The sequence below is a fragment of the Pseudomonas putida genome (assembly GCF_025905425.1).
In the GTDB taxonomy this organism is placed as follows: Bacteria; Pseudomonadota; Gammaproteobacteria; order Pseudomonadales; family Pseudomonadaceae; genus Aquipseudomonas; species Aquipseudomonas putida_AF.
In genome coordinates this window covers 3,085,988-3,111,124 of record NZ_CP109603.1, presented here as the reverse complement: position 1 = coordinate 3,111,124, position 25,137 = coordinate 3,085,988, and the positions used below count along the sequence as shown (strand labels likewise).

General features: G+C 59.7%; 29 protein-coding genes, 1 tRNA gene and 2 pseudogenes. 13 read left to right on the top strand and 19 right to left on the bottom strand.

Features of this window, described 5'->3' with window-relative positions:
* Positions 1-105: 105 nt before the first annotated feature.
* The 4 genes and pseudogenes from OGV19_RS13880 (at position 106) to OGV19_RS13865 (ending at position 2,244) form a co-directional block, all read left to right on the top strand.
* Positions 106-550, top strand: a pseudogene (locus OGV19_RS13880) (GNAT family N-acetyltransferase).
* Positions 547-906, top strand: a complete 360-nt coding sequence (locus OGV19_RS13875; RefSeq protein WP_264309298.1) for a cupin domain-containing protein — start codon at positions 547-549, stop codon at positions 904-906. Before OGV19_RS13880 ends, OGV19_RS13875 begins: the two are co-directional and overlap by 4 nt.
* 248 nt (positions 907-1,154) lie before the next feature.
* Entirely contained in the window at positions 1,155-1,496 is a 342-nt protein-coding gene (locus OGV19_RS13870) for a hypothetical protein (protein ID WP_264309297.1), read from the top strand.
* Between the two features lie 460 nt (positions 1,497-1,956).
* Complete coding sequence (locus OGV19_RS13865; RefSeq protein WP_264309296.1) at positions 1,957-2,244, top strand: hypothetical protein; 288 nt, start codon at positions 1,957-1,959, stop codon at positions 2,242-2,244.
* 405 nt (positions 2,245-2,649) lie between these two features.
* Here the strand turns inward: OGV19_RS13865 and OGV19_RS13860 are convergent, their stop codons facing one another.
* On the bottom strand, positions 2,650-3,111 hold the full coding sequence (locus OGV19_RS13860; protein WP_264309295.1) for a hypothetical protein: 462 nt from the start codon (positions 3,109-3,111) through the stop codon (positions 2,650-2,652).
* Between the two features lie 73 nt (positions 3,112-3,184).
* Between OGV19_RS13860 and OGV19_RS13855 the strand changes: the two genes are divergently transcribed.
* Positions 3,185-3,448: a hypothetical protein gene (locus tag OGV19_RS13855; protein ID WP_264309294.1), complete on the top strand. Its 264-nt coding sequence runs from the start codon at positions 3,185-3,187 to the stop codon at positions 3,446-3,448.
* Positions 3,449-3,703: 255 nt separating this feature from the next.
* Here the strand turns inward: OGV19_RS13855 and OGV19_RS13850 are convergent, their stop codons facing one another.
* Positions 3,704-5,611: an acyltransferase family protein gene (locus tag OGV19_RS13850; protein WP_264309293.1), complete on the bottom strand. Its 1,908-nt coding sequence runs from the start codon at positions 5,609-5,611 to the stop codon at positions 3,704-3,706.
* Positions 5,612-5,705: 94 nt separating this feature from the next.
* Here OGV19_RS13850 and OGV19_RS13845 point away from each other — a divergent pair.
* A pseudogene (locus OGV19_RS13845) lies at positions 5,706-5,894 on the top strand (glycoside hydrolase); the annotation flags it as partial.
* Here the strand turns inward: OGV19_RS13845 and OGV19_RS13840 are convergent.
* The 3 genes from OGV19_RS13840 to OGV19_RS13830 all read right to left on the bottom strand — a co-directional run bounded on the left by OGV19_RS13840 (position 5,889) and on the right by OGV19_RS13830 (position 8,800).
* On the bottom strand, positions 5,889-6,272 hold the full coding sequence (locus OGV19_RS13840) for an ASCH domain-containing protein (protein WP_264309292.1): 384 nt from the start codon (positions 6,270-6,272) through the stop codon (positions 5,889-5,891). The pseudogene OGV19_RS13845 and the gene OGV19_RS13840 overlap by 6 nt on opposite strands.
* Before the next feature lie 167 nt (positions 6,273-6,439).
* Positions 6,440-8,410 (bottom strand): acyltransferase family protein, encoded by a 1,971-nt coding sequence (locus OGV19_RS13835; RefSeq protein ID WP_264309291.1) that lies wholly within the window; start codon positions 8,408-8,410, stop codon positions 6,440-6,442.
* A gap of 183 nt (positions 8,411-8,593) precedes the next feature.
* Complete coding sequence (locus tag OGV19_RS13830) at positions 8,594-8,800, bottom strand: DUF6434 domain-containing protein (RefSeq protein WP_264309290.1); 207 nt, start codon at positions 8,798-8,800, stop codon at positions 8,594-8,596.
* Positions 8,801-8,923: 123 nt separating this feature from the next.
* On the opposite strand from OGV19_RS13830, the gene OGV19_RS13825 reads away from it, so the two are divergent.
* A complete protein-coding gene (locus tag OGV19_RS13825) occupies positions 8,924-9,148 on the top strand; it encodes a hypothetical protein (protein ID WP_264309289.1) in 225 nt (74 codons plus the stop codon).
* A 90-nt stretch (positions 9,149-9,238) separates the two neighbouring features.
* Positions 9,239-9,412, top strand: a complete 174-nt coding sequence (locus OGV19_RS27815; protein WP_413470101.1) for a hypothetical protein — start codon at positions 9,239-9,241, stop codon at positions 9,410-9,412.
* 56 nt (positions 9,413-9,468) lie between these two features.
* Here the strand turns inward: OGV19_RS27815 and OGV19_RS13820 are convergent, their stop codons facing one another.
* The 4 genes from OGV19_RS13820 to OGV19_RS13805 all read right to left on the bottom strand — a co-directional run bounded on the left by OGV19_RS13820 (position 9,469) and on the right by OGV19_RS13805 (position 14,037).
* Positions 9,469-9,747: a hypothetical protein gene (locus tag OGV19_RS13820; protein WP_264309288.1), complete on the bottom strand. Its 279-nt coding sequence runs from the start codon at positions 9,745-9,747 to the stop codon at positions 9,469-9,471.
* Positions 9,748-9,961: 214 nt separating this feature from the next.
* Positions 9,962-12,484, bottom strand: a complete 2,523-nt coding sequence (locus tag OGV19_RS13815) for a TonB-dependent siderophore receptor (RefSeq protein WP_264309287.1) — start codon at positions 12,482-12,484, stop codon at positions 9,962-9,964.
* Positions 12,485-12,577: 93 nt separating this feature from the next.
* Entirely contained in the window at positions 12,578-13,513 is a 936-nt protein-coding gene (locus OGV19_RS13810) for a FecR domain-containing protein (RefSeq protein WP_264309286.1), read from the bottom strand.
* Positions 13,510-14,037 carry a sigma-70 family RNA polymerase sigma factor gene (locus OGV19_RS13805; RefSeq protein ID WP_264309285.1) on the bottom strand — a complete coding sequence of 176 codons (528 nt, stop codon included), beginning with the start codon at positions 14,035-14,037 and terminating at the stop codon, positions 13,510-13,512. The genes OGV19_RS13810 and OGV19_RS13805 overlap by 4 nt, the downstream gene beginning before the upstream one ends.
* 556 nt (positions 14,038-14,593) lie before the next feature.
* On the opposite strand from OGV19_RS13805, the gene OGV19_RS13800 reads away from it, so the two are divergent.
* Positions 14,594-14,791, top strand: a complete 198-nt coding sequence (locus tag OGV19_RS13800) for a hypothetical protein (protein ID WP_264309284.1) — start codon at positions 14,594-14,596, stop codon at positions 14,789-14,791.
* Position 14,792: 1 nt separating this feature from the next.
* Here OGV19_RS13800 and OGV19_RS13795 read toward each other — a convergent pair whose 3' ends face one another.
* Positions 14,793-15,206: a DoxX family protein gene (locus OGV19_RS13795; protein ID WP_264309283.1), complete on the bottom strand. Its 414-nt coding sequence runs from the start codon at positions 15,204-15,206 to the stop codon at positions 14,793-14,795.
* A gap of 103 nt (positions 15,207-15,309) precedes the next feature.
* A tRNA-Leu gene (locus OGV19_RS13790) sits at positions 15,310-15,394 on the bottom strand.
* A 327-nt stretch (positions 15,395-15,721) separates the two neighbouring features.
* Here OGV19_RS13790 and OGV19_RS13785 point away from each other — a divergent pair.
* The 3 genes from OGV19_RS13785 to OGV19_RS13775 are packed head-to-tail and all read left to right on the top strand — an operon-like array spanning position 15,722 to position 18,699.
* The gene (locus OGV19_RS13785; protein ID WP_264309282.1) at positions 15,722-16,882 is read left to right on the top strand and encodes a two-component system sensor histidine kinase NtrB; all 1,161 of its coding nucleotides are present in this window, start codon (positions 15,722-15,724) and stop codon (positions 16,880-16,882) included.
* Positions 16,883-16,887: 5 nt separating this feature from the next.
* Complete coding sequence (locus OGV19_RS13780; RefSeq protein ID WP_264309281.1) at positions 16,888-18,333, top strand: ATPase domain-containing protein; 1,446 nt, start codon at positions 16,888-16,890, stop codon at positions 18,331-18,333.
* 12 nt (positions 18,334-18,345) lie between these two features.
* Positions 18,346-18,699: a response regulator gene (locus tag OGV19_RS13775; protein WP_264309280.1), complete on the top strand. Its 354-nt coding sequence runs from the start codon at positions 18,346-18,348 to the stop codon at positions 18,697-18,699.
* 45 nt (positions 18,700-18,744) lie between these two features.
* Here the strand turns inward: OGV19_RS13775 and csrA are convergent, their stop codons facing one another.
* From csrA to OGV19_RS13735, 8 genes are all read right to left on the bottom strand, one after another.
* Positions 18,745-18,942 (bottom strand): carbon storage regulator CsrA, encoded by a 198-nt coding sequence (csrA, locus tag OGV19_RS13770; protein ID WP_004375914.1) that lies wholly within the window; start codon positions 18,940-18,942, stop codon positions 18,745-18,747.
* Positions 18,943-19,195: 253 nt separating this feature from the next.
* Positions 19,196-20,218 carry a DNA topoisomerase IB gene (locus tag OGV19_RS13765; RefSeq protein ID WP_264309279.1) on the bottom strand — a complete coding sequence of 341 codons (1,023 nt, stop codon included), beginning with the start codon at positions 20,216-20,218 and terminating at the stop codon, positions 19,196-19,198.
* 57 nt (positions 20,219-20,275) lie between these two features.
* On the bottom strand, positions 20,276-21,367 hold the full coding sequence (gene modC / locus OGV19_RS13760; protein WP_264309278.1) for a molybdenum ABC transporter ATP-binding protein: 1,092 nt from the start codon (positions 21,365-21,367) through the stop codon (positions 20,276-20,278).
* Position 21,368: 1 nt separating this feature from the next.
* On the bottom strand, positions 21,369-22,049 hold the full coding sequence (gene modB / locus OGV19_RS13755) for a molybdate ABC transporter permease subunit (RefSeq protein WP_264309277.1): 681 nt from the start codon (positions 22,047-22,049) through the stop codon (positions 21,369-21,371).
* Complete coding sequence (gene modA / locus OGV19_RS13750) at positions 22,049-22,807, bottom strand: molybdate ABC transporter substrate-binding protein (RefSeq protein WP_264309276.1); 759 nt, start codon at positions 22,805-22,807, stop codon at positions 22,049-22,051. Before modA ends, modB begins: the two co-directional genes overlap by 1 nt.
* A 106-nt stretch (positions 22,808-22,913) precedes the next feature.
* Complete coding sequence (locus OGV19_RS13745) at positions 22,914-23,990, bottom strand: NAD(P)H-dependent flavin oxidoreductase (RefSeq protein ID WP_264309275.1); 1,077 nt, start codon at positions 23,988-23,990, stop codon at positions 22,914-22,916.
* A 51-nt stretch (positions 23,991-24,041) separates the two neighbouring features.
* Positions 24,042-24,212 (bottom strand): hypothetical protein, encoded by a 171-nt coding sequence (locus OGV19_RS13740; protein ID WP_264309274.1) that lies wholly within the window; start codon positions 24,210-24,212, stop codon positions 24,042-24,044.
* A gap of 7 nt (positions 24,213-24,219) precedes the next feature.
* A complete protein-coding gene (locus OGV19_RS13735; RefSeq protein ID WP_033696846.1) occupies positions 24,220-24,522 on the bottom strand; it encodes a DUF1883 domain-containing protein in 303 nt (100 codons plus the stop codon).
* A 161-nt stretch (positions 24,523-24,683) separates the two neighbouring features.
* On the opposite strand from OGV19_RS13735, the gene OGV19_RS13730 reads away from it, so the two are divergent.
* A complete protein-coding gene (locus OGV19_RS13730) occupies positions 24,684-25,043 on the top strand; it encodes a hypothetical protein (RefSeq protein ID WP_264309273.1) in 360 nt (119 codons plus the stop codon).
* Positions 25,044-25,137: the final 94 nt, after the last annotated feature.

The window sequence follows — 25,137 nt, the reverse complement described above, 5'->3', positions numbered from 1 at the left end:
CGCCGTGCTGACGGTGTTCGCCCAGAGCATGATGGGAACCGTTCAACCCGCCTACCCTGCCTCCCTGTCAAAGGCGAAATCCTTGAAAAACTAACCACCCGATCCATGGGAGCACTGTACATGCCTGTCGACTTCAGACCCGCTCAAGCCTCGGACGCGCACGATATTGCGCGCTTCTTTCAACTGACATCGGAGGGCATGGCCGATTACATATGGAGCAAGCTTGCCGCACCTGGAGAGAATTGCTGAGTGTCGGTGCGTCTCGCTATGCCAGGGAACAGGGCGACTTTTCCTACAAGAACTGCCTGATGGCCACTTTCGAAGGGCGCGTCATCGGCATGATGCATAGCTATGCCTTGCGCGAGACCCCTGACAGTCCTGTCGAGACAGACCCGGTCCTCGCACCTTATTCCGATATGGAAATACTCGACACCTTGTACATATCCAGCCTGGCCCTGGATGAGGCCTGGCGCACCCGATGCTGGGCGTAACCGGTGAAGCCTATTTGATGTATCGCCCTACCCACGACGTGCTCGAGAAAAAACCATGAACAAGAAACTGACCGTGTTCCGCGAATTGGATATCCAACCGGTGCGCGACCTTCCCTTTTTTGAAGAGGTCGTGGAAGGCACCCCTCATACGCTGACGTCCAAGTACTATCACGATGAACAGCAAGGTCGCATTTCCGGAGAATGGGAAGCCAGCACTGGCGCGTGGCGCATCGACTACAAAGTTTGGGAGTTCTGCCATGTCCTGAGTGGGTGCTGCGTCATCGAGCTTGAGGATTGCGCCCCCATCACACTGGCCACTGGCGACACGTTCATTATCGAACCGGGCGCCAAGGGCAAATGGACCGTGCTGGAAGACATGAAAAAGAACTTCGTGATCCTCTTGCCCGCGAACTAGGCACGGGGTCGCGCTTCATCGAGCGCAGCGCAAGGATGACCGAGCGTTTGAAATTTTTGGTGTACTTGCTCAAATGACGCGCTCCTTACGTTGGATCTGTGTCCAACGTCAGGGGCGCAGTTCAGATAGCGGTTGGCTTGTTTACGGCCTTTCGGGTCGAAAACGGACAGTCAGGGACAGCCACCAGGTGATACCAATTTTGATACCACTGATGGGAATCGAGGGGGAATGAAGGGGCGTCTGGCCCAATGAAATTAACCCTTTGTCACCGCCAAACACCCCTGAAATACTGCATGGTGATGTTGGCGGTGGAGATCAGGCGGCTCTTTCGGGCTCTACTGGCAGTCGCGCACATCGAACAGGTACGAGCCGATGACATCAGCGCGGCGCGCGAACTGCTCGATAGTTTTGCTCCGGTACACCTCCACGCCTGGTTGACGTTCCGAGACCGTCCGGTGAATGGCCTCGCAGAATTGCTCGTAAGCGATCGAGTAGCCAAGCTCGCTGAAGGTCACATGCAGCGCTTTGTGAAAGCGTTCTTCATCTGTCGGATGTCGGGTGTGCCAAGTGCCTACGAGGAGCCACGGTAGCAGAAAAGGCTGTGTTTTGGATTCGATTCCGCTTCCTAGACTCCAAGAAACGGGCGCTTGTACCACGGTCTTGAAATCCGTCTACGCCGGTTCGATTTCGACCTCGCCTCCACCATTCGAAAGCCCCGCAGCCATTGAGGTTGCGGGGCATTTTTTAATGCCTGCGGATTTTGTCCCGCGCCATATTTGGGACAAATTTGGGACACCGAAGAAAATTGCGTGTACCAGTTGTCCCCGGCAAAATCCGGTGCATGGCCACTTACGAGCAGCGCCCAGGCGGCGCATGGCGGGCAAAGATCTGCCGCAAAGGATACCCGTCGCTATCTGCGACCTTCGATACCAAGGCCTAAGCCCAGCGCTGAGCGGCCGAGATCGAAGGGGATATGTCGCGTGGCGCTGGCGGGCAGCGCCGAATTGGGCTATTGCTTCTCTCTCGGTCAATCCACTCAAGGAGCGAGAGATGAAGCGATTACTGCTAGTCGCCTTGCTGGCTGCGTCAGGCGTGGCCCAGGCTGGTATTTCGCTGGTGAACGCCACGTGCCCAGGTAACATCGAGGTGCACGCCGATAAGGGCGGCCCGATTTACATCAATGGCAAGGAAGGCAAGCTGAAGAAGTTCAACGAGAACTACTTCGAAGCGAAGGGCAGTGGTGTGACGGTCTCGCTGTCGATCAACCCGGATGGCTCTCCAAGCGTTTCCTATACCGGGAAGAATCGCGCCAATGGGGTTTGCCAGGTGAAGGAATAACGCTTCTGAGGTGCTGACGGGCAGCGCCGGAGGGTCAGGCCTGGCGAACCTTGAAGCCGAACATGCCTCGATTTCTTGGTATTCGCAGTTCTCGAAGGCCTTGTACGTGGCCTGCGACGGTGTGTTGGCGAACACTTCGACCGGCGCCCGATTTCGGCCGGCACGTCCTAGGCTCTGTACGAAAAGTTTTGTGGGAGCGGGCTTGCCCCGCGATGGAGTGCGAAGCGCTCCTGTACCCGATATCAAATAGTGTCAAAGACGCCGCGAATTCAGGCTTTGCTGCCGCGTTGCGGCAGATCGCGGGGCAAGCCCGCTCCCACAACGATGGATAACCATACTTTTCGTATAAAACCTAGTGGCGGCGCACGTAGTCGCAGTTGTAGTTGCTCATGGATCGCACCTTGATCAGGCCGCGACGCATTCGCCGATGACGGAAGTGCTATAGGTGACCTCGTAGTTCAGGGTCAGCTCGAAGCGGCCGCCGCATACGTCGCACGTCATCTCCAGGCCTTTGTGGTCTTCCGACTCCAGGTGGATGGAAGTCGCGCAATGTGGGCACTTGCACTCGCCCTGATACTCAAAGTCTGATGCGTCGAACTCCGCCTCTGCGAACTTGGCCAGCGCTTGCGCCTTGGTTGCAGCGTCGATGCGATCCTGGCAAGGCTTGCAGGTGAATCCTTCGGAGTGCCCCCAGGGCGTCTCGGTGAGCTTCGAGCGATGGGTTCCGCAGTGGTGACAGGCGTTGTGCTTGTCGCAGACGAGGTAGCTCCACTTGCCCGTTGTGCCGTTGCACTTGTTGCAGCCAGAAATCCAGTACCAGGCATCCGTCGATGCGCTCGGCGTACAGGCCCCTTTTCGGCGGCTCAAGCTTCACTTATGTTAGGTCGCGCCGGGTGCCGGTAACTTGGTACCATCCGCAGCTTCTTGAAAGGAGTCTCGAATGAAGTACCGTATTATCTGTCTGGCCCTGACCTCACTTGCCCTAGCTGGATGTAATGATTCCTCTAGCGGGAAAGCCTGTCTCGGAAGCAACGGCGACACCCTCGTAGAATCAATGCCCGGTCAGTGCAAAGCGGGCGATATTATTGGCACCAAAAATCCGGCCTACTTCTGCGACTTCAGTCACGCCGTTGCCTTCAATAGCTACAACTCCGCATTCTGCGTCTACAGTGGCCAGCAGGCGGAGGAGCGCACTGCCAAGTAACTATCCCGGATCACTTGATGTGATTACCTGGGTAGGCGCCAGATTTGCCGTGTAAAGCCCCAGGCTTTACCGGTCTCCGCATTGTAGCCGTCGTTCACCAGGTTCTCGATGGCGCCGTTTTCCGGCAGGCTGGCGCTGGCCATGTGCAGGGCCGCTGGGCTGCCTGCCTGGCGCGCAAGCTGGCGAGTTAAAAAAGCACTACGGCGCCCGTCGTGTAGGCCAGGCGCCGTATGGGATCTAACTTACCACCTGCCGTTAGGTGTTGCTGTCTACGCCTGCAAGGATGTTGGGCATTTTCTGGTAAAGCTTCACAGACCCGGTGGTGCTCAGGTGGCCTGGATCCCGGTAGATCGGGACACCATCAATGATCGTTTTGCACGACTTGGCGTCACATAGGGCGTCGGACAGGTAGATCACTTTGGCGCCGAGAGAAGTCTCGGCATACTTCATAAGGTCCAGCACGTTCTTGTGGGAGCGCTCGAACACCGCTCTGTCGAGCATGCACTTACCGGACTGATTGGTGAGCGACGGGTTTGCCATCTCACTCTGAATGCAACCCAGGATTGTGCTGTTAAGAGGTGGTGGTGGGGCGATAATTACCACTTGCTTGCCGAGTGCCTTGAGCTTCTCAACAACGTCGTGCATATCCTTTTTTGCGCGCTCCGGGGTTGATTTGTCAATTTGCATTGACCCGTTTGCGTCGAAAGAGATCGTCTCGTAAGTGTCCTGGGTGTACTGCCAGTACGAGGCCGCCAAGATAACGGTGTTGATCGATGGGGTTTCGCTGATGAACTTGAAGGTGCTGTCGTTGAAGCCGACACACTGGCGCGCTTGCTCTTCGAAGTTGCTCCTCTTGGTGTTCGGAGCCGTGTTCAGGAAGGGTGCACACGCGCTGCGGGTGGCCTGGCGGATATCGATCTTCTGCGACTGAGACAGCCCTGGAATGTTGTGCATCGCATAGGAGTCGCCCCACACGATGATCTTCGGATCTTGCGAGGTCCGGCACTTCTCGGTGTCTTTATAGATGTTGGTACCGCAAGACCGGTCAAGGCCGTAGTTCGGTGCGAATAGCTTCTCGATCTTTTCAGCCGATTGGACCTTCAGGAACGAATGCGAAAGGCCGAACAGCGCCAGGGTAAGGGCAGGAAAGACGACCAGCGATGGCTTGAAGCCGTACTGCATAATCCGGAATGGCTTTTCCACCAGGTTGTACAGCGCGATGGCCGTCACCAAAGAGGCGGCCAGCAGGGTCACTTTTACCGTCATGCTCTCGGTGCCGATTGAGGCGTTCGCGATCGCAATGATTGGCCAGTGGACCAGGTACAGGGAGTAGGAAATGTCGCCCGCTTTCTCGATTGGCGTCCAAACCTTGCTATTGATCAGTCGGTGGTTCGCCAGGAGGACGATGGCCGTTGCGAAGCAAACTACAACTGCGTCCAGGCCAGGGTGTGACAGACCGGAGTTGACGAAGGGGGATGCCAGTAGCACGGCAAACGCAGGGATTGCCAGCTTCGACGTGATGTTTTTGACAGCGTTGCTGTGCACGAGCATGGACGCGATGCTGCCGATCAGCAGTTCCCAGGCCCGGGTCGGGAGCAGATAAAACGCTGCCGACTGGTTGCTCAAGGACAGGTACAGGCAGCCAACGAAGCTGGCGATGGCGAGCACGACCAGGATCTTCCGCCAGTGCTTGGCCGGGGTGAAGGCCAAGAGTGCAGGCACGAAGAAGTAGAACTGTTCTTCAACCGCAAGGGACCACATGTGCAGCAGCGGCTTAGTTGCCGACTCAAGGTCGAAGTAACCTGCTTGGCTCAGCAGCACAAAGTTTGTGGAGAAGGTCAGTGCGCCGATGATCTGTTGCTTCAGCGATTCGATCTGCATAGGTGGCAGGAAGAATTTAGCCGCAACAATAGTTGCAAGAATCGTTACGAACGAAGCAGGGAGTAGGCGCTTGGCTCGACGCAGATAGAATTCTTTGAAGGAAAATTTATCGCGCTCAAGTCCCCTTGAAACAATCGATGTAATCAAAAAGCCAGAGATTACAAAGAATATGTCTACGCCAAGGTATCCGTATTGGAAACCCGGTATAGCCAAGTGTTCTAGGACAACGAATAAGACAGCAAGCCCTCGTAAGACTTGTATATCAACCCTGATTGTAGACATCTCATTCCCGAATTGGATCGTTGCGAAAGTCGCGAATTATAGCCACAAGCCATGCCCATACCAAGCTGGGCGTGGCCCATTTCACGGAGAAAACGTGGCCAGACGCACCGAACCCCAGGCCGGAGGCGCGAACGCGCTCCGGTTTCTGGACCTGATCGCCTTTTCTGAGGGAACCTCGACCGTCAGGCCCCGTGATGACGGGTACGACGTGCTGTATGGTGGCGGTTTGTTGGACGGGTACCGTGACCCTCCGCGCCGCAAGCTGACACTCCCTCTTTCAGGTCTGTCGTGACAAGCCCACCAGCGGAACGTCAAAGAATCCAAGGCGCCCTTTCATTGGCGCAAATGGCAGTGGCTCAGGATCGCGCAGCAGAACCCCCTTCTTTCCCAGGTACCAGGGGGAATCGCTGGTATTTAGGCTATCGACCAGTTCAACCGACCCGATGATGCCGCCTCGCAGCATCTGCTCTCGATCAGGTATCTGCAGGCCGCGCTCGGCACAGAACTGCAGCGCCCGCGTGAACTCGCTGCGGGTCATGCCTTGGGCTGCATGCACCTGGAACCGGCCACGGAATTTCGTGTGCCAGGTTCGGTTCTCGATGTCCTTGCAGCCATGGATGATCAGCCAGGCCCACGGCTGGCGAATGGAAAGTGCTTTCACAGCTGATATCTCTCTTCAATCCTGCGAACAGGCGCTGCCCGCGTGCGCGAACAGGACGTCAACGAGCCGTGCGCAGTAACAATGCTGGGGTGGATTGAGCGCTGAAGTGTAACGCCCGCCGATGCGGCGGGCTTACAGTGATTTGGAGGGTAGTCTGGCCGTCGGTTTTAATCGGCGGGTTGTTGCCCTACAGATCGAGCGGCCTGCGCTAGCGCTGCGATAGGCTGTGGTACCTCCCCGGATTCTACAACCGAACGGCCAATGCTCTCGGACCCGATCATGCTCATGTGGTTGCGGTCGTAGTAAAGGAGGGTGCCTTTTTCGTAAGCGGAGCACGTTCCGTTTTTGCATATCTGCGGGCGGACGTCGAAGGTCGTGACGTTCGGGTACTGGCTCGCAAGCGCCTTCAAATAGAGGTTTATTTCGTTTTCCCCATTGTCAGGCGTTACAGCATTCGATGCGCAATCCATGCCTGGAATGCGAATCGCCTTTGCTGAACACATGCGGTCCATGCCATTGAACGCAGGAACAGTCAGGGCAATAATCACCTGATTACCGTTCTGAGCCAGCTCTGCGATGGTTTTGGCAAACTGCTCTTTCTTGCCTATCCTGGCATAGTCCACCCAGGAGGCGCCGATAATCACAGTCCTGTAGTTCTTGGACTCCGCGAAGGCTTGTTCGTTGAAGTCGCTGCAAGATTTGGCTATGGAGGGTGGAACGAGCCCGCGTGTGTCGCGTACTGGAGGGCAAGAAGAATGGGATATGTTGCGGGTGGCGAAATGAATGCCTTCACCCACTGCTTTCAGGTAGCCAACGTAGTGCGCGGCGTGAGAATCACCCCAAAGTAGCGTTTCTGTCGGTACGGATTTGTCACCGTTTACACACTTGTCATCGGTCCATTTCTTTGGGTCGTATTGAACCATCTGGCAGTTGAACGGAAATTTGCTCGCAGATTTTGTGTTGTAGTCATGCTGAGAGAATTCCCGCTTGTAGGCGGACCCTGCTGCAGTCGGCCAGTAACCATTGTTTTCCACCATGACGTACCCCACGACCATTACGGCAGCGCTGGTCGCCAAGATCGGCCCGGCCTTGGTAACCAGCCACATTGGCGTCCGTGCCCTGAACGGTGTCTCTATCAGGTGATACGTAACAAGGGTGAGAAGGCACATCAGCAGTGCACAGGCAATGCCGCCAGACAGGGTGGGCTCACCGTATGCGTAACGGTAGAACGCTAGCACTGGCCAATGCCAGAGGTAGAGCGAGAATGAGCGCAGCCCCACATACCGCGCTGCTGGGTTCCCCAGCACCTTGGAAAGAAGGTTTCCTTGGTGGGTGCCCGTAAGGATCAGGAGTGCTGCACCCAGGGATGGAAGAATCGACCGAATCCCAGGGAAGCCGTTTCTCTCGTCGAGAAAGAGTATCGACCCGCCAACCAAGGCCAGGCCCAATATGCCTGCGAAGTTCGCAATAGATGCTGGAATGCGTCGCGAGTCCTGCCACAAGAACAGCAAGGCACCCACCAGAAGTTCGCCTGCCCTGGAAGGCAGCATGTAATAAGCGAACGATGGATCGCGGGTCAGGAAATACTCACTTACCGCAAACGAACCTATCGCCAGGATTACGCCCGTCGCCACCAGTAGCCGTTTACCACCGAGCTTCATGGCGACGATCATCAGCGCTGGCCAGATCAGATAGAACTGCTCTTCGACGCCAAGCGACCACATATGCAGCAGTGGCACCGTATCGGACGATGCGGCAAAGTAACTTGTATCCAGGAAGAGCCAGAAGTAGATATTGGCTGCCGAAAGGGTGGCGCCAATAGCCGATACTGACAGGGACTTGACGTCTGCAGGCAATAGCAAGAAAGAGCCAGCAATCAATGTAACCAGTGTTACAAATACAGCTGCAGGGAGAATCCGCCGGACACGACGACCATAAAAGTCACCGAACGAGAAGTCTGCGCCTTTTCCGTAGATGATGCCTGTAATCAGGAAGCCGGAAATGACGAAAAAAACGTCAACGCCGACAAAGCCGCCAGGAAGCCACTGTTTGTTGAAATGAAATAGGGTTACGGCCAGGACGGCCAGTGCCCTAAGCCCGTCTATGTCCGGACGATAGGCCAAGTGTTTGCCTTGCATTTCTGAATTCCATGTCATGAGGAGCTGAATAACCGGCGAATGATACCTGTTTACACACCTGTTCGGTTTTTTTGTGCTTGGAGAAAGCCTGAGCCACTCTGCGCAGCGCCTAACAAAAATACGCGCGCAACAATTCCAATTCGCTCATCACTGAGCAAGCCGCTTCAATGGGTATCGCGGTTATCACTCGCGCCTACGTAGCCATTCATCTGCGACGTCACCCAACGTCAAAGGCACGCCGCTCTTGATCCAAGCCATGAAGCTGCGATCAAACTTGAAGGCCTCGCCGCATTCACCGACCAGGAACTCGCGGACCTTCTGCGTGTTGCGGTAGTGCTTGTCTAGCGGGGTCGTGCGGGTGATCGGTCCTGCGTGCCAGTCGAAGCTCATTCCTTGCTCCTTGGATGGTGGGCGGTGCCCGGCGCCCCTGTGAGCGCGAATTTATAGGTGGCGCTTCTGATGCTGGAGGAGTATTGATGGCTTCCCGGCGCAATGTCGGAGGGAGTCACCTCAATGGATTGCAAGCCTAGCAATCAGGAAGTCGCAGTGGCGATCGGAATCAGCGAAGCGGAAGTCGTACGGTACAGAAGCGATACCTTGCTACTTGGCGACGGTTCATGGCTGATCCACTTCACGTTCGTGATGCCCAAAGAGCTACGGTTCGGTTTGACCGGTAGTTTTACCCACATCTTGAAGGCGCCGCCGCCTTCCGGTGATCGGCGGGTGGAGGCACTGTAAGGGGGGGAATTCGCCCATTGATTGCTGGATGCAGCGTATAGTGACTAACGAGTTGCTGCATTTCAGTGACTTCCCTATCGAGGTTCAGTCATGAATGCCTCCCATCAGTCCCCCACGCACAAAGCCCACCTGCGGCTCGACGAGCAGATCAAAGCCTTCCTCTCAAAAGGTGGATCCATCCAGGAGGTGGCTTCTGGCATTGGCGCGTCCGATCGTGTCGGCCCCAGGCAGCCTTCGGCCAGATGGCCCAACTCAAAGGGCTAGGCCTTTAGTTTGACGTTAAAGGGAAACCGGCCAATGGCCGGTTTTTTTGTGCGCTTTCAACTGCTCGAAGAGGGCTGTATAGGGTAGCGATGTGGGTACAGGGCCATGTCTGCCTCCAGCTTTTCAGCGTCTCCCACACGCTTGCGCACTTCAGCGTAGAACTGCTGGCTCTGGTTCTGGAACCGGACAAAGTCCCGGTCGCAATCGTCCTGCGCGGCCCGGAGTTCCTGGCCGGCAAGCCCCAGGGTGGATTGGCGTGACAGGATATAGGCCTGCCAGCAGTTTTCTACCTTCAGCAGCCCGTGAGCGAACGCTGCTGTCTCGATTGTCGCCATTGGAACACCCTCTTTGAGCCGACATCGGCCCGTCGGTGTGGATCGCCAGAGCGACGATAGACAAGCGTGTTGAAGCGCCGAATACCAAGGCATCGGATAGACGAGCTTAGCGTGTTTTCAGGGTTGTGCTGCAGCCAGGGCAATGAGTGGTCAACGCGTGGGCAGGGCCCCTGACGTGTGCCGTCAGGGGGTTGCCTGGCGCTGGCGGGGTGGGTCAGAAGCTGTACTTCACATTGAACATGATGTTACGCGGCGCGCCCCAGAACACGGTGCCGTAATTGCCGATGCCGCTGTAGTAGTGCTTGTCGAACAGGTTGTTGACGTTGACTGTCGTTTTCAGGTTGCGGGTGACGTCGTAGCCGCCCACCAACCCGACCAACGCGTAGGACTTTTGCTCGAACTTGGCGGCTGGATCGTCTATCGAATACCAGTCTTCATCGCTGGGCTTGAAGAAGGTCGAACTCTGCCAGTAGAGGTTGCCGCCAACGGTGAGTTTGTTCCAGTCACCCTGCAGGCGATAGTGGGTCGCCACTTTAAGCAGGTGCTGTGGCTGGTTGGTTGCCACGCGCGTGTCGTCGGCATCATGGGACTCGGCAAAGGTGTAGCCGGCCATCAATTGCAGGTCCTTCATCACCTCGCCGCTCACTTCCAGCTCGACGCCGCGGGTAGTCACACCCTCGATCCCCCTGTAAGCATCGCCACCTGAAGGGCTGGTGCCGCCGGTGAGCACGGCGAAGTTGTCCTGCTTGAGCTCGAACAGCGCCAGGCTGGCGTTCAGGCGGTCCTCGAAGTAGGCCCCTTTGATGCCGACTTCATAGCTTTCACCGGTAAGCGGGTCGATGGGCTGGCCGTCAGTGCCGAGGCTATAGGCCTGCGGCTTGAAGATGTCGGTATAACTGGCATACACAGTATGGTAGGTGTCCAGGTCGTAGGTCAGGCCTGCGTAGGGGACGATTTCGCTGGTATTGGTGGCGCTGGCAGGGAACTTCCTGCCAGCGCTGTTGAGGGTGTCGATGTCCCATTTGTAGTCGACGATCCTCGCCCCCAGAATGACGGCCAGTGCGTCGGTTGGTTTAAGCACCGTCGCAGCGAAACCGACCTTCTGACGCGCCTCGATATCGAACGTTGAGCGCCATTTGAAATGGGCGGGTACGTCACCGTAGCCATCCCACTGGAAGACATCGTCGATGATGCCATTGGTGTCGCCGTCCTGGCGTTTGGAGGTGGCTTCGGTACGCGCGATGCTGTAGCCGAACACCGCTTCATGCACACGCCCCCCTAAGGTGAATGGGCCGCGAGCATAAAGGTCCAGGCCTTTTTCCTTGCTGGTGGTGTTGAAGCGGGTCGCAATGCCGTTGTTGTCCACGGCGCCTGTCGTGGGGTCTATGTTGCCGCCGATGAAGCCATGAGAAATGCTGCCGTTGGCCTGGATGGCCTCGCTGCTGATGCCAGATGTCAGTTCGCGAGAGCGGTAGTCGCGGCTGCTGGCGACACCCTTGATCACCCAGTCGTTGTCGAAGCTGTGCGCGAGCTCTGCGAACGCGCGCTGGGTTTCCTGGTTGCGCCAGGTCCAGCGGTCGGCGGCATTGGTATTGCGGTCAAATTCGACGGTGCGGCCGTCTTTGTAGAAAGCGGGTAATGAACCGGTGGTGCTGCCGTTGTCATGGTTCTTCTGGACGTCATAGCCGACCGTGAACAGGGTGTTTTCCGTGAGGTCGGCTTCGAGTACGCCGTAAAGGGTGTTCTGCTCGCCTGTCAGGTAATCGATGTAGCTGTGTTGGGACTGGCTGCCGGCAACCAGGCGCCCACGGATGTTGCCACTGTCGGTCAGTGGGCCGGACAGGTCGATGTCGGCGCTGTACGTGTCCCAGGAGCCGGCGCCTGCACCGACGTGGCCCTGGAATGTGTCCGTTGGGCGTTTGCGAACCAGGTTGACCACACCCGATGGGTTGCCGGAGCCATTGACCAGGCCGGTAGCGCCTTTAAGTACTTCTACGCGGTCGTAAACGAGGCTGTTGCCGATGCTGTAGTTATCGCGCAGCGAGCCGCCGTCGGAAGACAGGCTGGGTACGCCATCGAACTGGAAGTTTTCCAGTTTGAAGCCGCGCGAGTAGAAGGTGAAGGCTTCCGAGCTTTCCTGGTTCACGGTGACACCGGGCGTCTGTTTAAGGACTTGTGAGACACTTCGCAGGTTCTGGTCGTCCATTTGCTGGCGCGTGACCACGCTGATCGACTGTGGCGTCTTGCGCAGGCTCAGGCTCATGCGTGTTGCCGCAGCCGTTTCGCCCGTGGTGTAGGAGCCAGTGCCTTCGGTCGTGGTGCCCAAAGACTGGCCGGTGATGCTGGTCGCACCCAGTTGCAGCGCCGAGCCCGCCTCGACCCGAGTGGTGAGTACGTAATTGTTGCCGGCCAGCATCACCTGCAACTCGCTACCCGCCAGCAATTGCGCGAACCCCTGTTCGACGCTGAAGCGCCCTTGCAGGCCTGGCGCCTGCCGCCCCTGGGTGAGCGCCGCATCGAATGACAGCAGCACCCCGGCTTCTTTGGCAAAGCGGTTCAGCATGGGCCCCAAAGGCCCGGGAGCAATGTCATAGACGCGCGTGGCCTCGGCGTGGGCCTGTGCGGCGGGCGACAGCAACGGGTACAAGAGCCCTGCGTGCAGCGAGATTGCCCCACCCAACAGCAGAGGGGTGAAGATTTTTCGACGTGGATGCGGACAGTGAATGTTTCGCGGCATGACAGCTCCTTCAAATGCCTGTGTGGGCGGTTTGCAAGAGAGCTCGAACGAGGGGTGCGAAACCGACAATGGCCAGCGAACTATTTTTCAACGTCAGGGTGTGAGCGTGACCCACAGGCAGGTCCAGGTCTGGATCTTCAGCTGCAGCGCCTGGGCGATGGCCGCGAGGATGCGGTCGGTGTCATCCAGTGGGTACACACCTGAGATGCGCAGCCCGGCGACCTCGTCGCTGCAGCGCAGGACGCCCCTGCGATAACGCTGCAGCTCGGCGAGCGCCTGATCCAGTCGCCAGTCATCGAGCACCAAGCGGCCTTGGTTCCACTCGGTACGGCCCAGGTCGGCCACGCGGGGCTCGGCTAGCATCCCCTCGTCGAACGTCAGGGACATGCCAGCCTCCACGCGTACTGCATGGTTTGTCGCAGCGTTATGCACCGCGACCGCGTGCTCCACCACCGTCAGTTCGGTGTGTTGAGGGTGCAGGCGCACATTGAAGCGGGTGCCCAGAGCACGCATGTCGCCATGCACGCTTCGCACCCGTAGAGGGCGTGGGTCAGCGGCGGTCTCCACGAAGATTTCGCCTTGTCGCAGGATGATCAGCCGCTGTTCGTCGGTGTAGCGAATGTCGACGGCAGAGTCGCTATTGAGTGCCAGGCGTGTGCCGTCCTCCAGGGTCAGGTGGCGCCGTTCGCCCATGTTGGTGTGGGTGTCTGCCAGCCAGACAGGGGCACTTCGATAGCCCGTCCAGCCCAGCCCGGCGGCGCCGAAACCCAGCACCAGCCCTTTGAGCACCGTGCGCCGGGCAGGCGCCACCATGCCGGCAGCCAGCGCGTGGCGTGCCAGCGGGCCGGGGACGCCGAGCAGGTCGGCTTGAAGCCGTTCCAGCTGTTGCCAGGCCCAGACATGCACCGGGTCGTGTTCAAGCCAGGCCTGCCATTGTGAACGGTTATGCGGGCAATCGGGCTTTGCGCACAGTTTTGCATGCCATTGCGCGGCCGCCCGTAACGCCTGGCGCTGTTCAGCGTGTTTCACAGTTGCGCGTCAAAGATGAACAACAAGCACTGCTCGGTGGCCTTGGCCATGTACTTGGTCACCGAGCTCACCGACACCCCCAGGCGTTGTGCCACCTGTGGGTAGGTCAGCCCGTCGAGCTGCACGTATAGGAAGGCCTGGCGCGCCTTGTGGCCAAGGCCGTCAAGCATGGTGTTCAACTGCATCAGGGTTTCCAGCATCAGCACCCGCTGCTCGGGCGAACACTCCTCCAATACCGGTTGGCTGGCCAGAAACTCCAGATAGGCCTGCTCGAGCTTGCGTCGACGCAGTTGGTCGATCATCACTCGCTTGGCCACGGTGGCCAAATAACTGCGGGGCTCTCGGGGGGTGTTGCGCAGCGCGCTGCTGATCAGGCGCAGGAAGGTGTCATGCGTGATGTCGGCTGCGCGGTCGGTGTCGCCCAGGCGCCTCCGGATCCAGCCGTGCAGCCACTGGCTGTGGTCACGATAAAGCGTGTGCATATCGTCGTGGGGGGAGGACGCGGGCGAAGGCGCGTAAGACACCGGAAGGTTCCTGATCGTATATGCGGATAAGAATTGATCGCGATTATAGGGGTGGGGCTGGACTTTGCAATATGGTCAGGGTTTATAGTCCCTTGCCGTGCGCGTGGCAGTCGCTCAGCGCTTGTTCAGGTCAGGGCAGCACCGGGGGGGCAGGGGGCATCGCCATCGACGCCGATGGCACGCACCGTATCTGGCTGGATTATCAGATTGCTCAGGGCTGAGGCCGTGCGATTATCTGCCGGCAAAAGAAAAACCCGCCGAAAAGGGGCGGGCTAAAGGAACGTACGGAGCAAGGTCAGTGTGCCAGGCAGGTTGTCAGTAATCCGTGAAGATGAGGTCATGAGCCTGTCGTTTGGTGCGGGCATTGTTGGATCTTGGACCGTAGCCATTCCTGTGCGGCCGGCCAAAAAAAGCCCGCCATGAAAGGCGGGCAATAAACGCTTGAAGGGAGAGCCTGCAGGCTGCCCTTGCCTGGTTAACCCAGCATTAAGCCGCCATCCATTGACCTTGCCCCTTGTTCAGCCTATATAGGCCTCCCGCCAATCCAGGAGCCAGCATGCGCGACGAAGACGACCTGCACGAACCCGAGCATGACCACTTGCTCGACCACGAATTCCTTTACGACGATATAGAGCGCGAGGCAGACGCCCAGGGCGCCGAAGACGAAGTCGAGGAAGATGAGGAAACGCTGGATGACCTCGATGACGAAGATCGCGATCACCCAGCCTGGTATGACGACTGCGAAGACGAATGAGTCAGCGGCGGTCCAGCGAGAAACGCCCAGGGCCGCTCACCGCCAGCAACAGCAAGCCGCCAATGATGCTCAGGTTTTTCAGGAACTGAGTCATGTTGGCGCTGCGCTCGGGGTCGACCATGTTCCAGAAGGGATGGCCGATCAGCGCCGTGCCCAGCACGAACAGTGCGAACAGAAAGGCCAGTGGGCGTGTGTAGAACCCCAGAATCAGCACGATGCCGACAAAGAACTCCATGATCACCGCGACTGCCGCGGCAAGCATTGGGGCAGGGGCGCCCAGAGAGGTCATGTAGCTGACCGTGCCTTCAAAACCGGTCAGCTTGGCCCAGCCGGACACAACAAACAGAATCATCAGCAAAATGCGGGCAATCAGGATGATGATGTCGCGTTGACCATCGAACAGGGAGTAGCGCATGGCGGCGTTCCAGTGGACGGGGACAAACTCCACTCTAGCAGTTGCACCGGGAATTTCCGCTGGACAGAAAAAGGCGCCACAAAGGCGCCTTTTCGAAGGAATTTGGTGCGAGTGGCGGGACTCGAACCCGCAAGGCTCACGCCGACAGATTTTAAGTCTGCTGTGTATACCAATTCCACCACACTCGCACTTGAATGGGTCCAGGCGACCGGTGTGCTTCTAAGCCATGCTTATAAGCAGAAGCGCCTTGCATTCAAGCGCGCTTTATAACCCATTGTTATAGTTGAGTCAACCGCAGCACCTATGATCAAGGAAGTGAAGGGGCAATCGAATGGGTGATTGACACCTTGCTATCATTACGCCACTGTTGCCCCCTCATTTGGATCCAATGGTTGTGAAACGATGACTCGGGGCAACTCGTCCGATGCGACCAATCAGTTGCCACGGGGGCGGATGCAGGGGGGCACTCCTGGCCACGCCTAATTCCTCCCTTCCGCTGTGCCTGTGGAGTTTGCATGGTTTCAGCTGACTGCATCGACCACCCTGCCATGCCCGCGCACCGTTACGAACAACTGGTTCAATCGGTGGTGGACTACGCCATCTACATGCTTGATCCGTCCGGGCACGTGGTGTCCTGGAACGCCGGCGCCGAACGTATCAAGGGCTATCGCGCCGATGAAGTGATCGGCCAGCATTTCTCGTTGTTCTTCACCCCTCAGGATTGTGCCGAAGGGCGCCCTGAACGCCTGCTGCGCCAGGCGCTGGAGCAGGGTGTGGCGCAGGATGAGGGGTGGCGCGTGCGCAAGGACGGCTCGCAGTTCTGGGCACTGGCGGCGCTGGATGTGATCCGCGATGACCTTGGGCAGATCGTCGGTTTGGCCAAGGTCACCCGGGATATCACCGACCGGCGCGAAACGGCGCTGCAGCTCGATGCGGTGCGTGCCCAGCTGTTCCAGGCGCAGAAGCTCGAAGCGCTCGGCCAACTGACCGGTGGCCTGGCGCACGATTTCAACAACATGCTCACTATCATCTTGAGTTCGGCGCGGCTGGCCCTGACCACTCAGAACCCGGCGCGTATCCAGCGCATGCTGCAACACATTCTCGACGCCGGCCAGCGGGGCACCGAACTGACCCAGCAGTTGCTCAGTTTTGCCCGCAACCGAAAGCTCGATATCGCCCGCATTGCGCCCCTGGAGTTGATCGCCGCCACCCGTGGGCTGCTTGAGCATGCGCTGCCGAGCGACATCGACCTGCAGCATCGCCTGCCACCGAACCTGCCATCCATAGAAGTGGATGCCGGGCAGTTGCAGATGGTGCTGCTGAACCTGCTGTTCAATGCCCGTGACGCCATCGAGGGTCAAGGCAGCATTCGCCTGGCGGTTGACGTTGTCGAGCTTGCCGGGGAGGTGGAAGGGTTGCGTGGCCGCTACGTGTGCTTCGAGGTGCAGGACAGCGGAAGCGGGATCGCCCCCGAAGTGCTGCCCCGTATTTTCGAGCCTTTCTTCACCACCAAGGCTTTCGGCAAGGGGACTGGCTTGGGCCTCAGCCAGGCTTATGGCTTCGCCAAGCAGAGCAATGGCACCATCAGCGTTGACAGCGTGCTCGGCAAAGGGACCTGCATGCGCCTTTATTTGCCAGCGTGTGACCAACAAGCAGATTGCCAACTCGACAGGTAGACACCATGGCACAGGCACTCAAGCGGCTGGTGACGGGGATCGAAGGGCTCGATGCGCTGCTCAGGGGCGGATTGGTGGCAGGTGCGTCGTACATCATTCAAGGCCCGCCGGGTGCTGGCAAAACCATCCTGGCCAATCAGTTGGCCTGTCACCACGTACAGGGTGGCGGCAGGGTGCTGGTGGCGACGCTGCTCAGTGAATCCCATGAGCGGCTGTTCCAATACCTGGCGACCTTGGAGTTTTTCGATCCGACTCTGGTCGGAGACCAGATTCAGTTCGTCAGTGCCTTCGACACCCTGGAACAGGAAGGGCTCGATGCCGTCGTCAAGCTGTTGCGCCAGGAAATTAGCCGCCAACAAGCCAGTCTGCTCATCGTCGACGGGGTACTCAATGCCCGCGTGCGCGCACAGACCTCCCTGGATACCAAGAAATTCGTTTCGGAACTGCAAGGCCATGCGGCCTTCGCCGGTTGTACCGTGCTGTTGTTAACCAGCGCACGGTTGGATGAGGGGAGCCCGGAGCACACCATGGTCGATGGCGTGATCGAGCTGGGCGAACAACTGGTGGGCAGCCGTGCGGTGCGCCATATCCAGCTGCGCAAGACACGTGGCAGCGCAGCCTTGTCGGGGCGACACGAATGCCTGATCGATGAGGCAGGCATGCATGTCTTCCCGCGGCTGGAGACGCTGTTCAGCCATCCCACGCAGATTGGCCGCGCCGCCTTGAACCGGATTTCTTCTGGTATATCGACCCTGGATGACATGTGCGGCGGCGGGCTGGCGACGGGCTCGGTCAGCCTGCTGATGGGGCCGTCAGGCATCGGCAAGACGTCCCTGGGCCTGGCATTTCTCGGTGCATGCACCCCGCAGGCGCCTGGGGTGCATTTCGGTTTCTACGAGACACCGGAACGCGTGCGGCTCAAGGCTGCGTCGCTGGGCTACGACTTTGCTGCACTGGAGCGCGAAGGCGCTGTGCAGTTGTGCTGGCAACCGATCACAGACGGTTTGCTGGACCAGGTCGGTGTGCGCTTGCTTCAGCGCGTCGAGGCGCAAGGCAGCAAGCGTGTGGTCATCGACAGCCTGGGCGCGTTCAGCCGCCTGGCGATCGACCCGGCGCGGCTCAATGCGTTTTTGCCTGCCTTGATCGGCGAGTTGCGCGCGCGCGATGTCAGCGTGCTGCTGACCTGGGAAATGCGCGACATCTTCGGGTCGGAAATCACTGCCCCGGCACCGGACCTGTCGAGCATCGTCGACAACCTGATGTTGATGCGCTTCGTCGAGCTGGATTCGCAGCTGCGGCGCATGCTGTCGATCCTCAAGGTGCGTGACAGCCACCATGACCCTGCGCTGTACGAACTACTGCTCGGCCAGCAGGGCATTACCTTGCGCAAGGCTTTCGAGGGTGCCAGCGGTGTGCTCTCGGGGACCCCGCTGCCGCAAGGGAGCGAGTGACGGGGCTGGCTGATGAACACTATTTTGATCGTTGATGACGAATACCTGATCGCCGACATCCTCGGCTTTGCCCTGGAGGATGAAGGGTATCTGGTGGAGAAGGCGAGCAATGGCCTCAAGGCCCTGGAAGCGCTCAAGGAAAAGCGCGTCGAACTGGTGATCACCGACTACATGATGCCCCTGCTCAATGGCGAAGAGCTGGTGCGTTTGATGCGCGATGAGCTGCAGCTAAGCGACCTGCCGGTCATCTTGATGAGCGGCGCTCAGGCCAGCCAAGGGTGCCCGGAGCTGTTCGCCGCAGTGTTCGACAAACCCTTCGACATGGACAGGATGATCGCCAAGGTGCGCGAACTGCTGGGCACCTGAGGCGCCGTCGATCAAGCGCGTCCGTGCGGCTTGAGGCAGGTCCGCTCAGTGCGAGTCGTCGTGTTTTTCCGGGGCTGGGCTGCCAGCCTGGATACGCTTGAAGATCTCTTCGCGGTGCACCTGGACATCTTTTGGTGCATCGATACCAATCCTCACCTGCATCCCTTTGACGCCCAGAATGGTGACTTTGATGTCATCGTTGATGACGATGCTTTCGCCAACCTTACGGGTGAGTATCAGCATGTAGTTCTCCTTGGTAATGTTGAAATCCGTCGGGCTAATTGCCGCGGCGGTGGGAGCCAGTCCCTCTTCCTTCTCATTAAAGACGCTTTCGGCGGATAGGAATTCCCCGACAGACAAATTCTGTTGCGTGTCCTGAGTTGCAGGCGCCGAACCCCACTGCAAGCGGAGTGTCGGCGAAGGTGCTCGGTGGCAAGAATAGGGGGGTTCAGCCCGTATGGGAAATTTCTCTGCATCATGGGCTAAATAGACAGTGTCAATGATCGTCCTGTTCCTCCAATGCCTGAAGAAATAACAGCAATGCCACTTCCTCGGGGTCCAGGCCCTTGCGATTGCGCTTGCGCGGCAAGCTGGTCAGGCGCCCGACGGCAAAGTGTTCCAGCACTGCCGGGTGGATGTAGCAGCGCCGGCACACGGCCGGGGTGTTGCCCAGGCGGGTGGCGACCTGCTTGACGATGCTGGCGACCTGGCGCTTCGCTTCGCTCTCCGGCTCCCAGGCCAGCGGCCTGAGCAGGTTCAGCGCCAGGCTGCTGCCGGCCCAGGTGCGGTAGTCCTTGGCGGTGAAATCGGCGCCAGTGAGTTGCTGCAGAAACTGGTTGATCTCACTGGAGCCGATGCTGTGGCGTTGGCCGTCTTCGTCCAGGTACTGGAACAGCGCCTGGCCCGGTAGCTCCATGCAGCGCTTGAGCAGGTTGGCCAGGCGCCGGTCCTGCAGGGTGACATCGTGTTCGACGCCGCGCTTGCCGCGGAACTGGAAGCGGATGGTGCCGCCTTGCACCTTGACGTGGCGGTTGCGCAGTGTGGTCAGGCCGTATGACTGGTTGTCGCGCAGGTAGCGCTGGTTGCCGATGCGGATCAGGGTGTGGTCCAGCAGGCTCACCACCAGTGCCATGACCTTTTCCCGGTCCAGGCCCGGGCGGGCCAGGTGGGTTTCCAGTTGCGAGCGCAATTTCGGCAGTGCCTGGGCAAAGGCCAGCATCCGCCCATATTTGTGCTGGTCGCGCAGTTCGCGCCATTGCTCGTGGTAACGGTACTGCTTGCGGCCACGGGCATCGCGCCCGGTGGCTTGCAAATGGCCTTGCGGGTCAGCGCAGATCCACACTTCACGGTAAGCCGGTGGGATCACCAGGGCGGCTATGCGCGTGAGGGTATCGGGGTCGCGCACCCGCTGGCCTTCGGCGTCGAAGTAGATGAAGCGGTCGCGCCAGCGTCGCCGGCTCAGGCCTGGCTGGCTGTCGTCAACGTAATGCAAAGTCCGGGGCAGGGGGCAGTCGAGCATCGGCGGCAAGCCTCGATCAGGTCACTGATCAGTGGACAACGGCCGCGTGGTGGTTGCTCAGCCCAACAATGCCACCGACTTGATCTGGGCAAACAATGCCTGGCCTGGGTGCAGGCCAAGCTGGTCCGCCGAGAAGCGGGTGACCCGTGCCAGCAAGGCGTTGCCGCCAGCGTCCAGGCTGACCAGTACATGGGCTGGGTTGTCTGCCGGGCGGCTTTCACGTACCCGCACCGGCAACCGATTGAGGATGCTGGAGGTGCTGTCTGCCGTCAGGGCCAGGCTCACATCGCGGGCCTGCACCTTTACCCGCAGGGTGGTGCCCATCACGTGCGCGGGGTGGGCGATGCGCAGTATGGGCGCGCCACTGCCGGGCAGGCGCAGGTCGAGCAAGTCGTAATGGGGGTCATGGCCAACCACCAGGCCTTCGAACACCACCCCGGCGTCCTCGCCCTGGGCCAACGAAAGGTCAAGGCGCGCGAGCGTTTCGCTAATCGGGCCGCTGGCCATGGCCTGGCCTTGTTCCAGCAACACCAGGTGGTCTGCCAGGCGCGCCACTTCGTCCTGGGCGTGGCTGACATACACCAGCGGGATGTCCAACTCGTCATGCAGGCGCTCCAGATACGGCAAAATCTCACGCTTGCGTGGCCCGTCGAGGGCGGCCAGTGGCTCGTCCATCAATAACAGCCTTGGGCTGCTCAACAGTGCGCGGGCGATACCGACCCGTTGCGCCTCGCCACCAGACAGCGTCGCAGGCCGGCGTGCAAGCAGGTGGCCGATGCCCAGTAGCTGGCAGGCGTGTTCCAGGTTGACCTTGCGCTCGCCGGGTGCCACCCGGCGCCAGCCAAACTCCAGGTTGCCGCGCACCGACAAATGCGGGAACAGGCTGGCTTCCTGGAACACGTAGCCCACCGGTCGCAGGTGCGGCGCCTGGAAGTAGCCGCGCGCGCTGTCTTCCCAGACCACACCGTTGACTTCGATGTACGCGCTGGCGGCGCGCTCCAACCCCGCCAGGCAGCGCAGGCAAGAGGTTTTGCCAGACCCAGAGTGGCCGAACAGCGCGCTGACCCCACGCCCCGGCAGTTGCAGGTCGACATCCAGGGTGAAGTCGTCGCGCGCAAGCTTCAGGCGCGCCACAATCGATCCAGTCATTTCAGCTCCAACCAGCCTTGCCGCGGCGCCCAGCGTACAGCAGGAGCAGCACCAGGAACGAGAACACCAGCATGGCACCGGCCAGCCAGTGGGCTTGCGAATACTCCATCGCCTCGACGTGATCGAAGATCTGCACCGAGACCACACGGGTCTTGTCGGGGATGTTGCCGCCGATCATCAGCACTACGCCAAACTCACCCACGGTATGGGCGAAACCGAGGATGCTCGCAGTGATGAAGCCGGGACGGGCCAGCGGCAGTACCACATGAACGAAAGTGTCCCAGGGGCTGGCGCGCAGGGTGGCTGCGACTTCCAGCGGCCGCTGGCCGATGGCGCCAAAGGCGTTTTGCAACGGCTGCACCACAAAAGGCATGGAATAGATCACCGAGCCGATCACCAGCCCCGAGAAGCTGAACACCACGCTACCCAGGCCCAATGCCTGGGTAGCCTGGCCAAGCCAGCCATGAGGGCCAAGGGCGATCAGCAGGTAGAAGCCGATGACCGTTGGCGGCAATACCAACGGCAATGCCACCACCGCGCCCACCGGCCCGCGCAGCCATGAGCGCGTACGCGCCAGCCACCAGGCGATGGGTGTGCCGACCACCAGCAGAATCAAGGTGGTCAGGCTGGCCAGTTTGATGGTCAGCCAGATGGCACCCAGGTCACTGGCGTCCAGTGGCATCAGAGTTCATAGCCATAGGATTTGATCACCGCAGCAGCTTTCGGGCCCTTCAGGTACTCGACCAGCGCCTTGGCGGCGGCACTGTCCTTACCTTTGTTGAGGATCACGGCGTCCTGGCGGATGGGGTCGTGCAGGGTGGACGGCACGATCCAGGCCGAACCGGTGGTGACCTTGCCGTCCTTGTAGATCTGCGACAGTGCCACAAAGCCCAGCTCGGCATTGCCGGTGGAAACGAACTGGAAGGCCTGGGTGATGTTCTGGCCTTCGACGATCTTGCCCTTGGTGGCCTCGGTCAGCTGCAGCTTGTCCAGCACCTGGGTCGCGGCCAGGCCGTAAGGGGCGGCTTTAGGGTTGGCGATGGACAGGTGCTTGTACGCATTCTTCTTCAGTACTTCACCCTTGGCGTCCACGTAACCTTCCTTCGCCGACCACAAGGCCAGGGTGCCGATGGCGTAGGTGAAGCGCGAACCGGGGACGATTTCTTTTTCCTGCTCAAGCTTGGCTGGGGTGCTGTCGTCGGCGGCGAGGAACACTTCGAACGGTGCACCGTTCTTGATCTGCGCATAGAACTGCCCGGTGGCGCCATAGGCCGCGACCAGCGTGTGGCCGGTGTCTTTCTCGAAGTCCTTGGCGATGGCCTGGATCGGTGCTGTGAAGTTCGCTGCGACCGCGACCTGGACTTCGTCGGCCCAGGCAGTGTTGAGGCAGATCAGGCTGGCCAGGGCAGTGGCGGCCAGGTGGAACGGGCGGATACGCATGAAGACAGCTCCTTGGGTTATCGTTATAGCGTGAACTATATAGCGATAGGCCGTTTGCCGGGAAGAGGCCTGGCGGCAACAGTCTTACATGCGTTCGCAAACCTGCTCAGCGCCCAACCCGTTCCAGCGCCTTGAAGGCAATGTCCCGGGTCAGCTCACCCGCTGGCATGTGCCTGCCCAGGCGCAGCGCCTGGCCCGACCACAGGTTGCTGAAGTCGCTGTTGCCTTGTGGGTCGGTGACAGCGCGCAGTGGCATCAGCGCACCACCGGCCAGCGGGAAGCGCGGCGCCAGGTCGCTCATCGGCCCCAGCTCGCGCATGATGCGGTTGTTGATGCCCCGCGCCGGGCGGCCGGTAAACAGGTTGGTCAGCGCCGTGTCGCTGGCTGGCGCAGTGTCCAGTGCGCGGCGGTGGGCCGCAGACACATTGGCCTCGGGGCAAAACAGGTAGGCCGTGCCGATCTGCACGGCCGAGGCGCCAAGGGCCAGGGCGGCGATCAGGCCGCGGTGGTCGCCGATCCCGCCGGCGGCAATGACCGGCACCTTGACCGCATCGGCAATCTGCGGCACCAGGGCGAACGTGCCAATCTGGCTGGTGATGTCTTCGCTGAGGAACATGCCGCGATGGCCACCGGCTTCATAGCCCATGGCGATGATCGCGTCGCAGCCGTGGCGCTCCAGCCACACCGCTTCTTCTACCGTGGTGGCGCTCGACAGCACCTTGGCGCCGCTGGCCTTGACCCTTTGCAGCAACTGCGCCTCCGGCAGGCCGAAGTGGAAACTCACCACTTCAGGGCGCAACTGCTCGACCAGCTGGCAGCTTTGCTCATCGAAAGGCGCACGGTTGGAGACCGGGGTAGGGGCCTCGAAGTCGGCACCCACTTCGCTGTAGTAAGGCTTGAGTGCCTGCTTCCAGCGTTCATCGCGCATCACATCGGGTGGCGGTGGCTGGTGGCAGAAGAAGTTCAGGTTCAACGGCCGCCCAGGGCAGGCGGCGCGGAATGCTGCGATCTGGGCACGCACCTGTTCGCCGGTAAGCATGGCGCAGGGCAGCGCACCCAGGCCACCCGCAGCGCCCACGGCGATGGCCATGGGCGCGCCGGTCGCACCTGCCATCGGCGCCTGGAGAATGGGCAACTCGATGCCCAGCAGATCGAGGATGCGACGGTCGGGCCAGTGGCTCATGCGATTCTCCATGCGGGCGGCGTGATCGGTGCGGCAGTACGCGCGGGGCGTTTACAGGGCTTTGCTGACCTGGATGTCGCTGATCTTCTCGGCATCGTCGCCGTGGATCTTGCGCAGTGCCTGCAGAGCCTGCTCCTGGGAAGCATCGGGCATGAGGGCGAAATCCCAGCGGCGCTCGCCGTCGAGTTTGTATTTGATGACGTACTTGATGGTCTGGGTCATGGCGGTCTTATCTGAGTTTCGACGACGAGCGACGGATGATCTTGATCTTGTGGGTCAAGGTCGGCTTGCGCGTTACCGAGATCGGGCGAGTGGTCACGGTATCGAGGGTGATGTTCCAGAAACCAGTGCTTGGGACAGTGATTTTTGCCGGGAACTGGTCGAAGGCTCCCCCATGATAGGTGTGCCGGCCGCCATTTTTGAAACTGCGGAAGTTGGCGTCGTTCATCAGGCGGATGTTGCAGCGCTGGGAGCACTCGATGACGACGATATCGTCCTCGTTCAGGTGCTCGCGCTGGTGTACGAATTTCATGTGATGCTCCGCAAAGTTTGGATCTGCAAAGGCGAAAGATACCACGATGTAGCGCTACACTGCCGCGCTCGATGGTCGGGCGTAGATAAATCTGCCAGAGCAGGGAGCAAAACGGCCTGGCCGTGGTCGAACGGGATTCTTGAAAGGCAGAGGTGCTGCAAATGAAGTGGATGGTGGCGGCGTTGTCCCTGACGCTAGGTGGCTGTGTCAGCGTTTCGGAACTTGAGCAATCCCGCGAGACGCTGGGTGTGATCTCTGGCAAGACGCCGCGTGAGTACGCCGATTGCGTCAAGCAGAAACTGGCCGATACCCGTGATCCGTTGGTCGAGGAGCAGCGCGGCGATGGCCTGCGCCTGATCGTACCGCAGAAGCTCACCTCAGGGGCCGGGCCTGCGGCGCTGGTCGATATCGACAAACGGGGCAGCGGCAGCAGCATCAAGTTGCGTGAACGGTTGAACAACTTCCCGCTGCGCCTGGGCGATGTGCGCACGGCAGCGACGCAATGCATTTCTGGCCATTGATCTGGCGCAAGTGATTCACGGTTAAAAGGCCAATCGCCCTCGCTTGGCCCCTCTGACATTGTTGCGATTTGCCTTACGGGGCTAGTATCCATTT

What these genes read in the sequence shown, in the direction of transcription:
- OGV19_RS13875 (WP_264309298.1), top strand. Translation starts at nt 547, where the DNA reads ATGAACAAGAAACTGACCGTGTTCCGCGAATTGGATATCCAACCGGTG.
- OGV19_RS13870 (WP_264309297.1), top strand. Translation starts at nt 1,155, where the DNA reads ATGAAATTAACCCTTTGTCACCGCCAAACACCCCTGAAATACTGCATG.
- OGV19_RS13865 (WP_264309296.1), top strand. Translation starts at nt 1,957, where the DNA reads ATGAAGCGATTACTGCTAGTCGCCTTGCTGGCTGCGTCAGGCGTGGCC.
- OGV19_RS13855 (WP_264309294.1), top strand. Translation starts at nt 3,185, where the DNA reads ATGAAGTACCGTATTATCTGTCTGGCCCTGACCTCACTTGCCCTAGCT.
- OGV19_RS13850 (WP_264309293.1), bottom strand. Translation starts at nt 5,611, where the DNA reads ATGTCTACAATCAGGGTTGATATACAAGTCTTACGAGGGCTTGCTGTC.
- OGV19_RS13835 (WP_264309291.1), bottom strand. Translation starts at nt 8,410, where the DNA reads ATGCAAGGCAAACACTTGGCCTATCGTCCGGACATAGACGGGCTTAGG.
- OGV19_RS13830 (WP_264309290.1), bottom strand. Translation starts at nt 8,800, where the DNA reads ATGAGCTTCGACTGGCACGCAGGACCGATCACCCGCACGACCCCGCTA.
- OGV19_RS13825 (WP_264309289.1), top strand. Translation starts at nt 8,924, where the DNA reads ATGGATTGCAAGCCTAGCAATCAGGAAGTCGCAGTGGCGATCGGAATC.
- OGV19_RS27815 (WP_413470101.1), top strand. Translation starts at nt 9,239, where the DNA reads ATGAATGCCTCCCATCAGTCCCCCACGCACAAAGCCCACCTGCGGCTC.
- OGV19_RS13820 (WP_264309288.1), bottom strand. Translation starts at nt 9,747, where the DNA reads ATGGCGACAATCGAGACAGCAGCGTTCGCTCACGGGCTGCTGAAGGTA.
- OGV19_RS13815 (WP_264309287.1), bottom strand. Translation starts at nt 12,484, where the DNA reads ATGCCGCGAAACATTCACTGTCCGCATCCACGTCGAAAAATCTTCACC.
- OGV19_RS13800 (WP_264309284.1), top strand. Translation starts at nt 14,594, where the DNA reads ATGCGCGACGAAGACGACCTGCACGAACCCGAGCATGACCACTTGCTC.
- OGV19_RS13795 (WP_264309283.1), bottom strand. Translation starts at nt 15,206, where the DNA reads ATGCGCTACTCCCTGTTCGATGGTCAACGCGACATCATCATCCTGATT.
- OGV19_RS13785 (WP_264309282.1), top strand. Translation starts at nt 15,722, where the DNA reads ATGGTTTCAGCTGACTGCATCGACCACCCTGCCATGCCCGCGCACCGT.
- OGV19_RS13780 (WP_264309281.1), top strand. Translation starts at nt 16,888, where the DNA reads ATGGCACAGGCACTCAAGCGGCTGGTGACGGGGATCGAAGGGCTCGAT.
- OGV19_RS13775 (WP_264309280.1), top strand. Translation starts at nt 18,346, where the DNA reads ATGAACACTATTTTGATCGTTGATGACGAATACCTGATCGCCGACATC.
- csrA (WP_004375914.1), bottom strand. Translation starts at nt 18,942, where the DNA reads ATGCTGATACTCACCCGTAAGGTTGGCGAAAGCATCGTCATCAACGAT.
- OGV19_RS13765 (WP_264309279.1), bottom strand. Translation starts at nt 20,218, where the DNA reads ATGCTCGACTGCCCCCTGCCCCGGACTTTGCATTACGTTGACGACAGC.
- modC (WP_264309278.1), bottom strand. Translation starts at nt 21,367, where the DNA reads ATGACTGGATCGATTGTGGCGCGCCTGAAGCTTGCGCGCGACGACTTC.
- modB (WP_264309277.1), bottom strand. Translation starts at nt 22,049, where the DNA reads ATGCCACTGGACGCCAGTGACCTGGGTGCCATCTGGCTGACCATCAAA.
- modA (WP_264309276.1), bottom strand. Translation starts at nt 22,807, where the DNA reads ATGCGTATCCGCCCGTTCCACCTGGCCGCCACTGCCCTGGCCAGCCTG.
- OGV19_RS13745 (WP_264309275.1), bottom strand. Translation starts at nt 23,990, where the DNA reads ATGAGCCACTGGCCCGACCGTCGCATCCTCGATCTGCTGGGCATCGAG.
- OGV19_RS13740 (WP_264309274.1), bottom strand. Translation starts at nt 24,212, where the DNA reads ATGACCCAGACCATCAAGTACGTCATCAAATACAAACTCGACGGCGAG.
- OGV19_RS13735 (WP_033696846.1), bottom strand. Translation starts at nt 24,522, where the DNA reads ATGAAATTCGTACACCAGCGCGAGCACCTGAACGAGGACGATATCGTC.
- OGV19_RS13730 (WP_264309273.1), top strand. Translation starts at nt 24,684, where the DNA reads ATGAAGTGGATGGTGGCGGCGTTGTCCCTGACGCTAGGTGGCTGTGTC.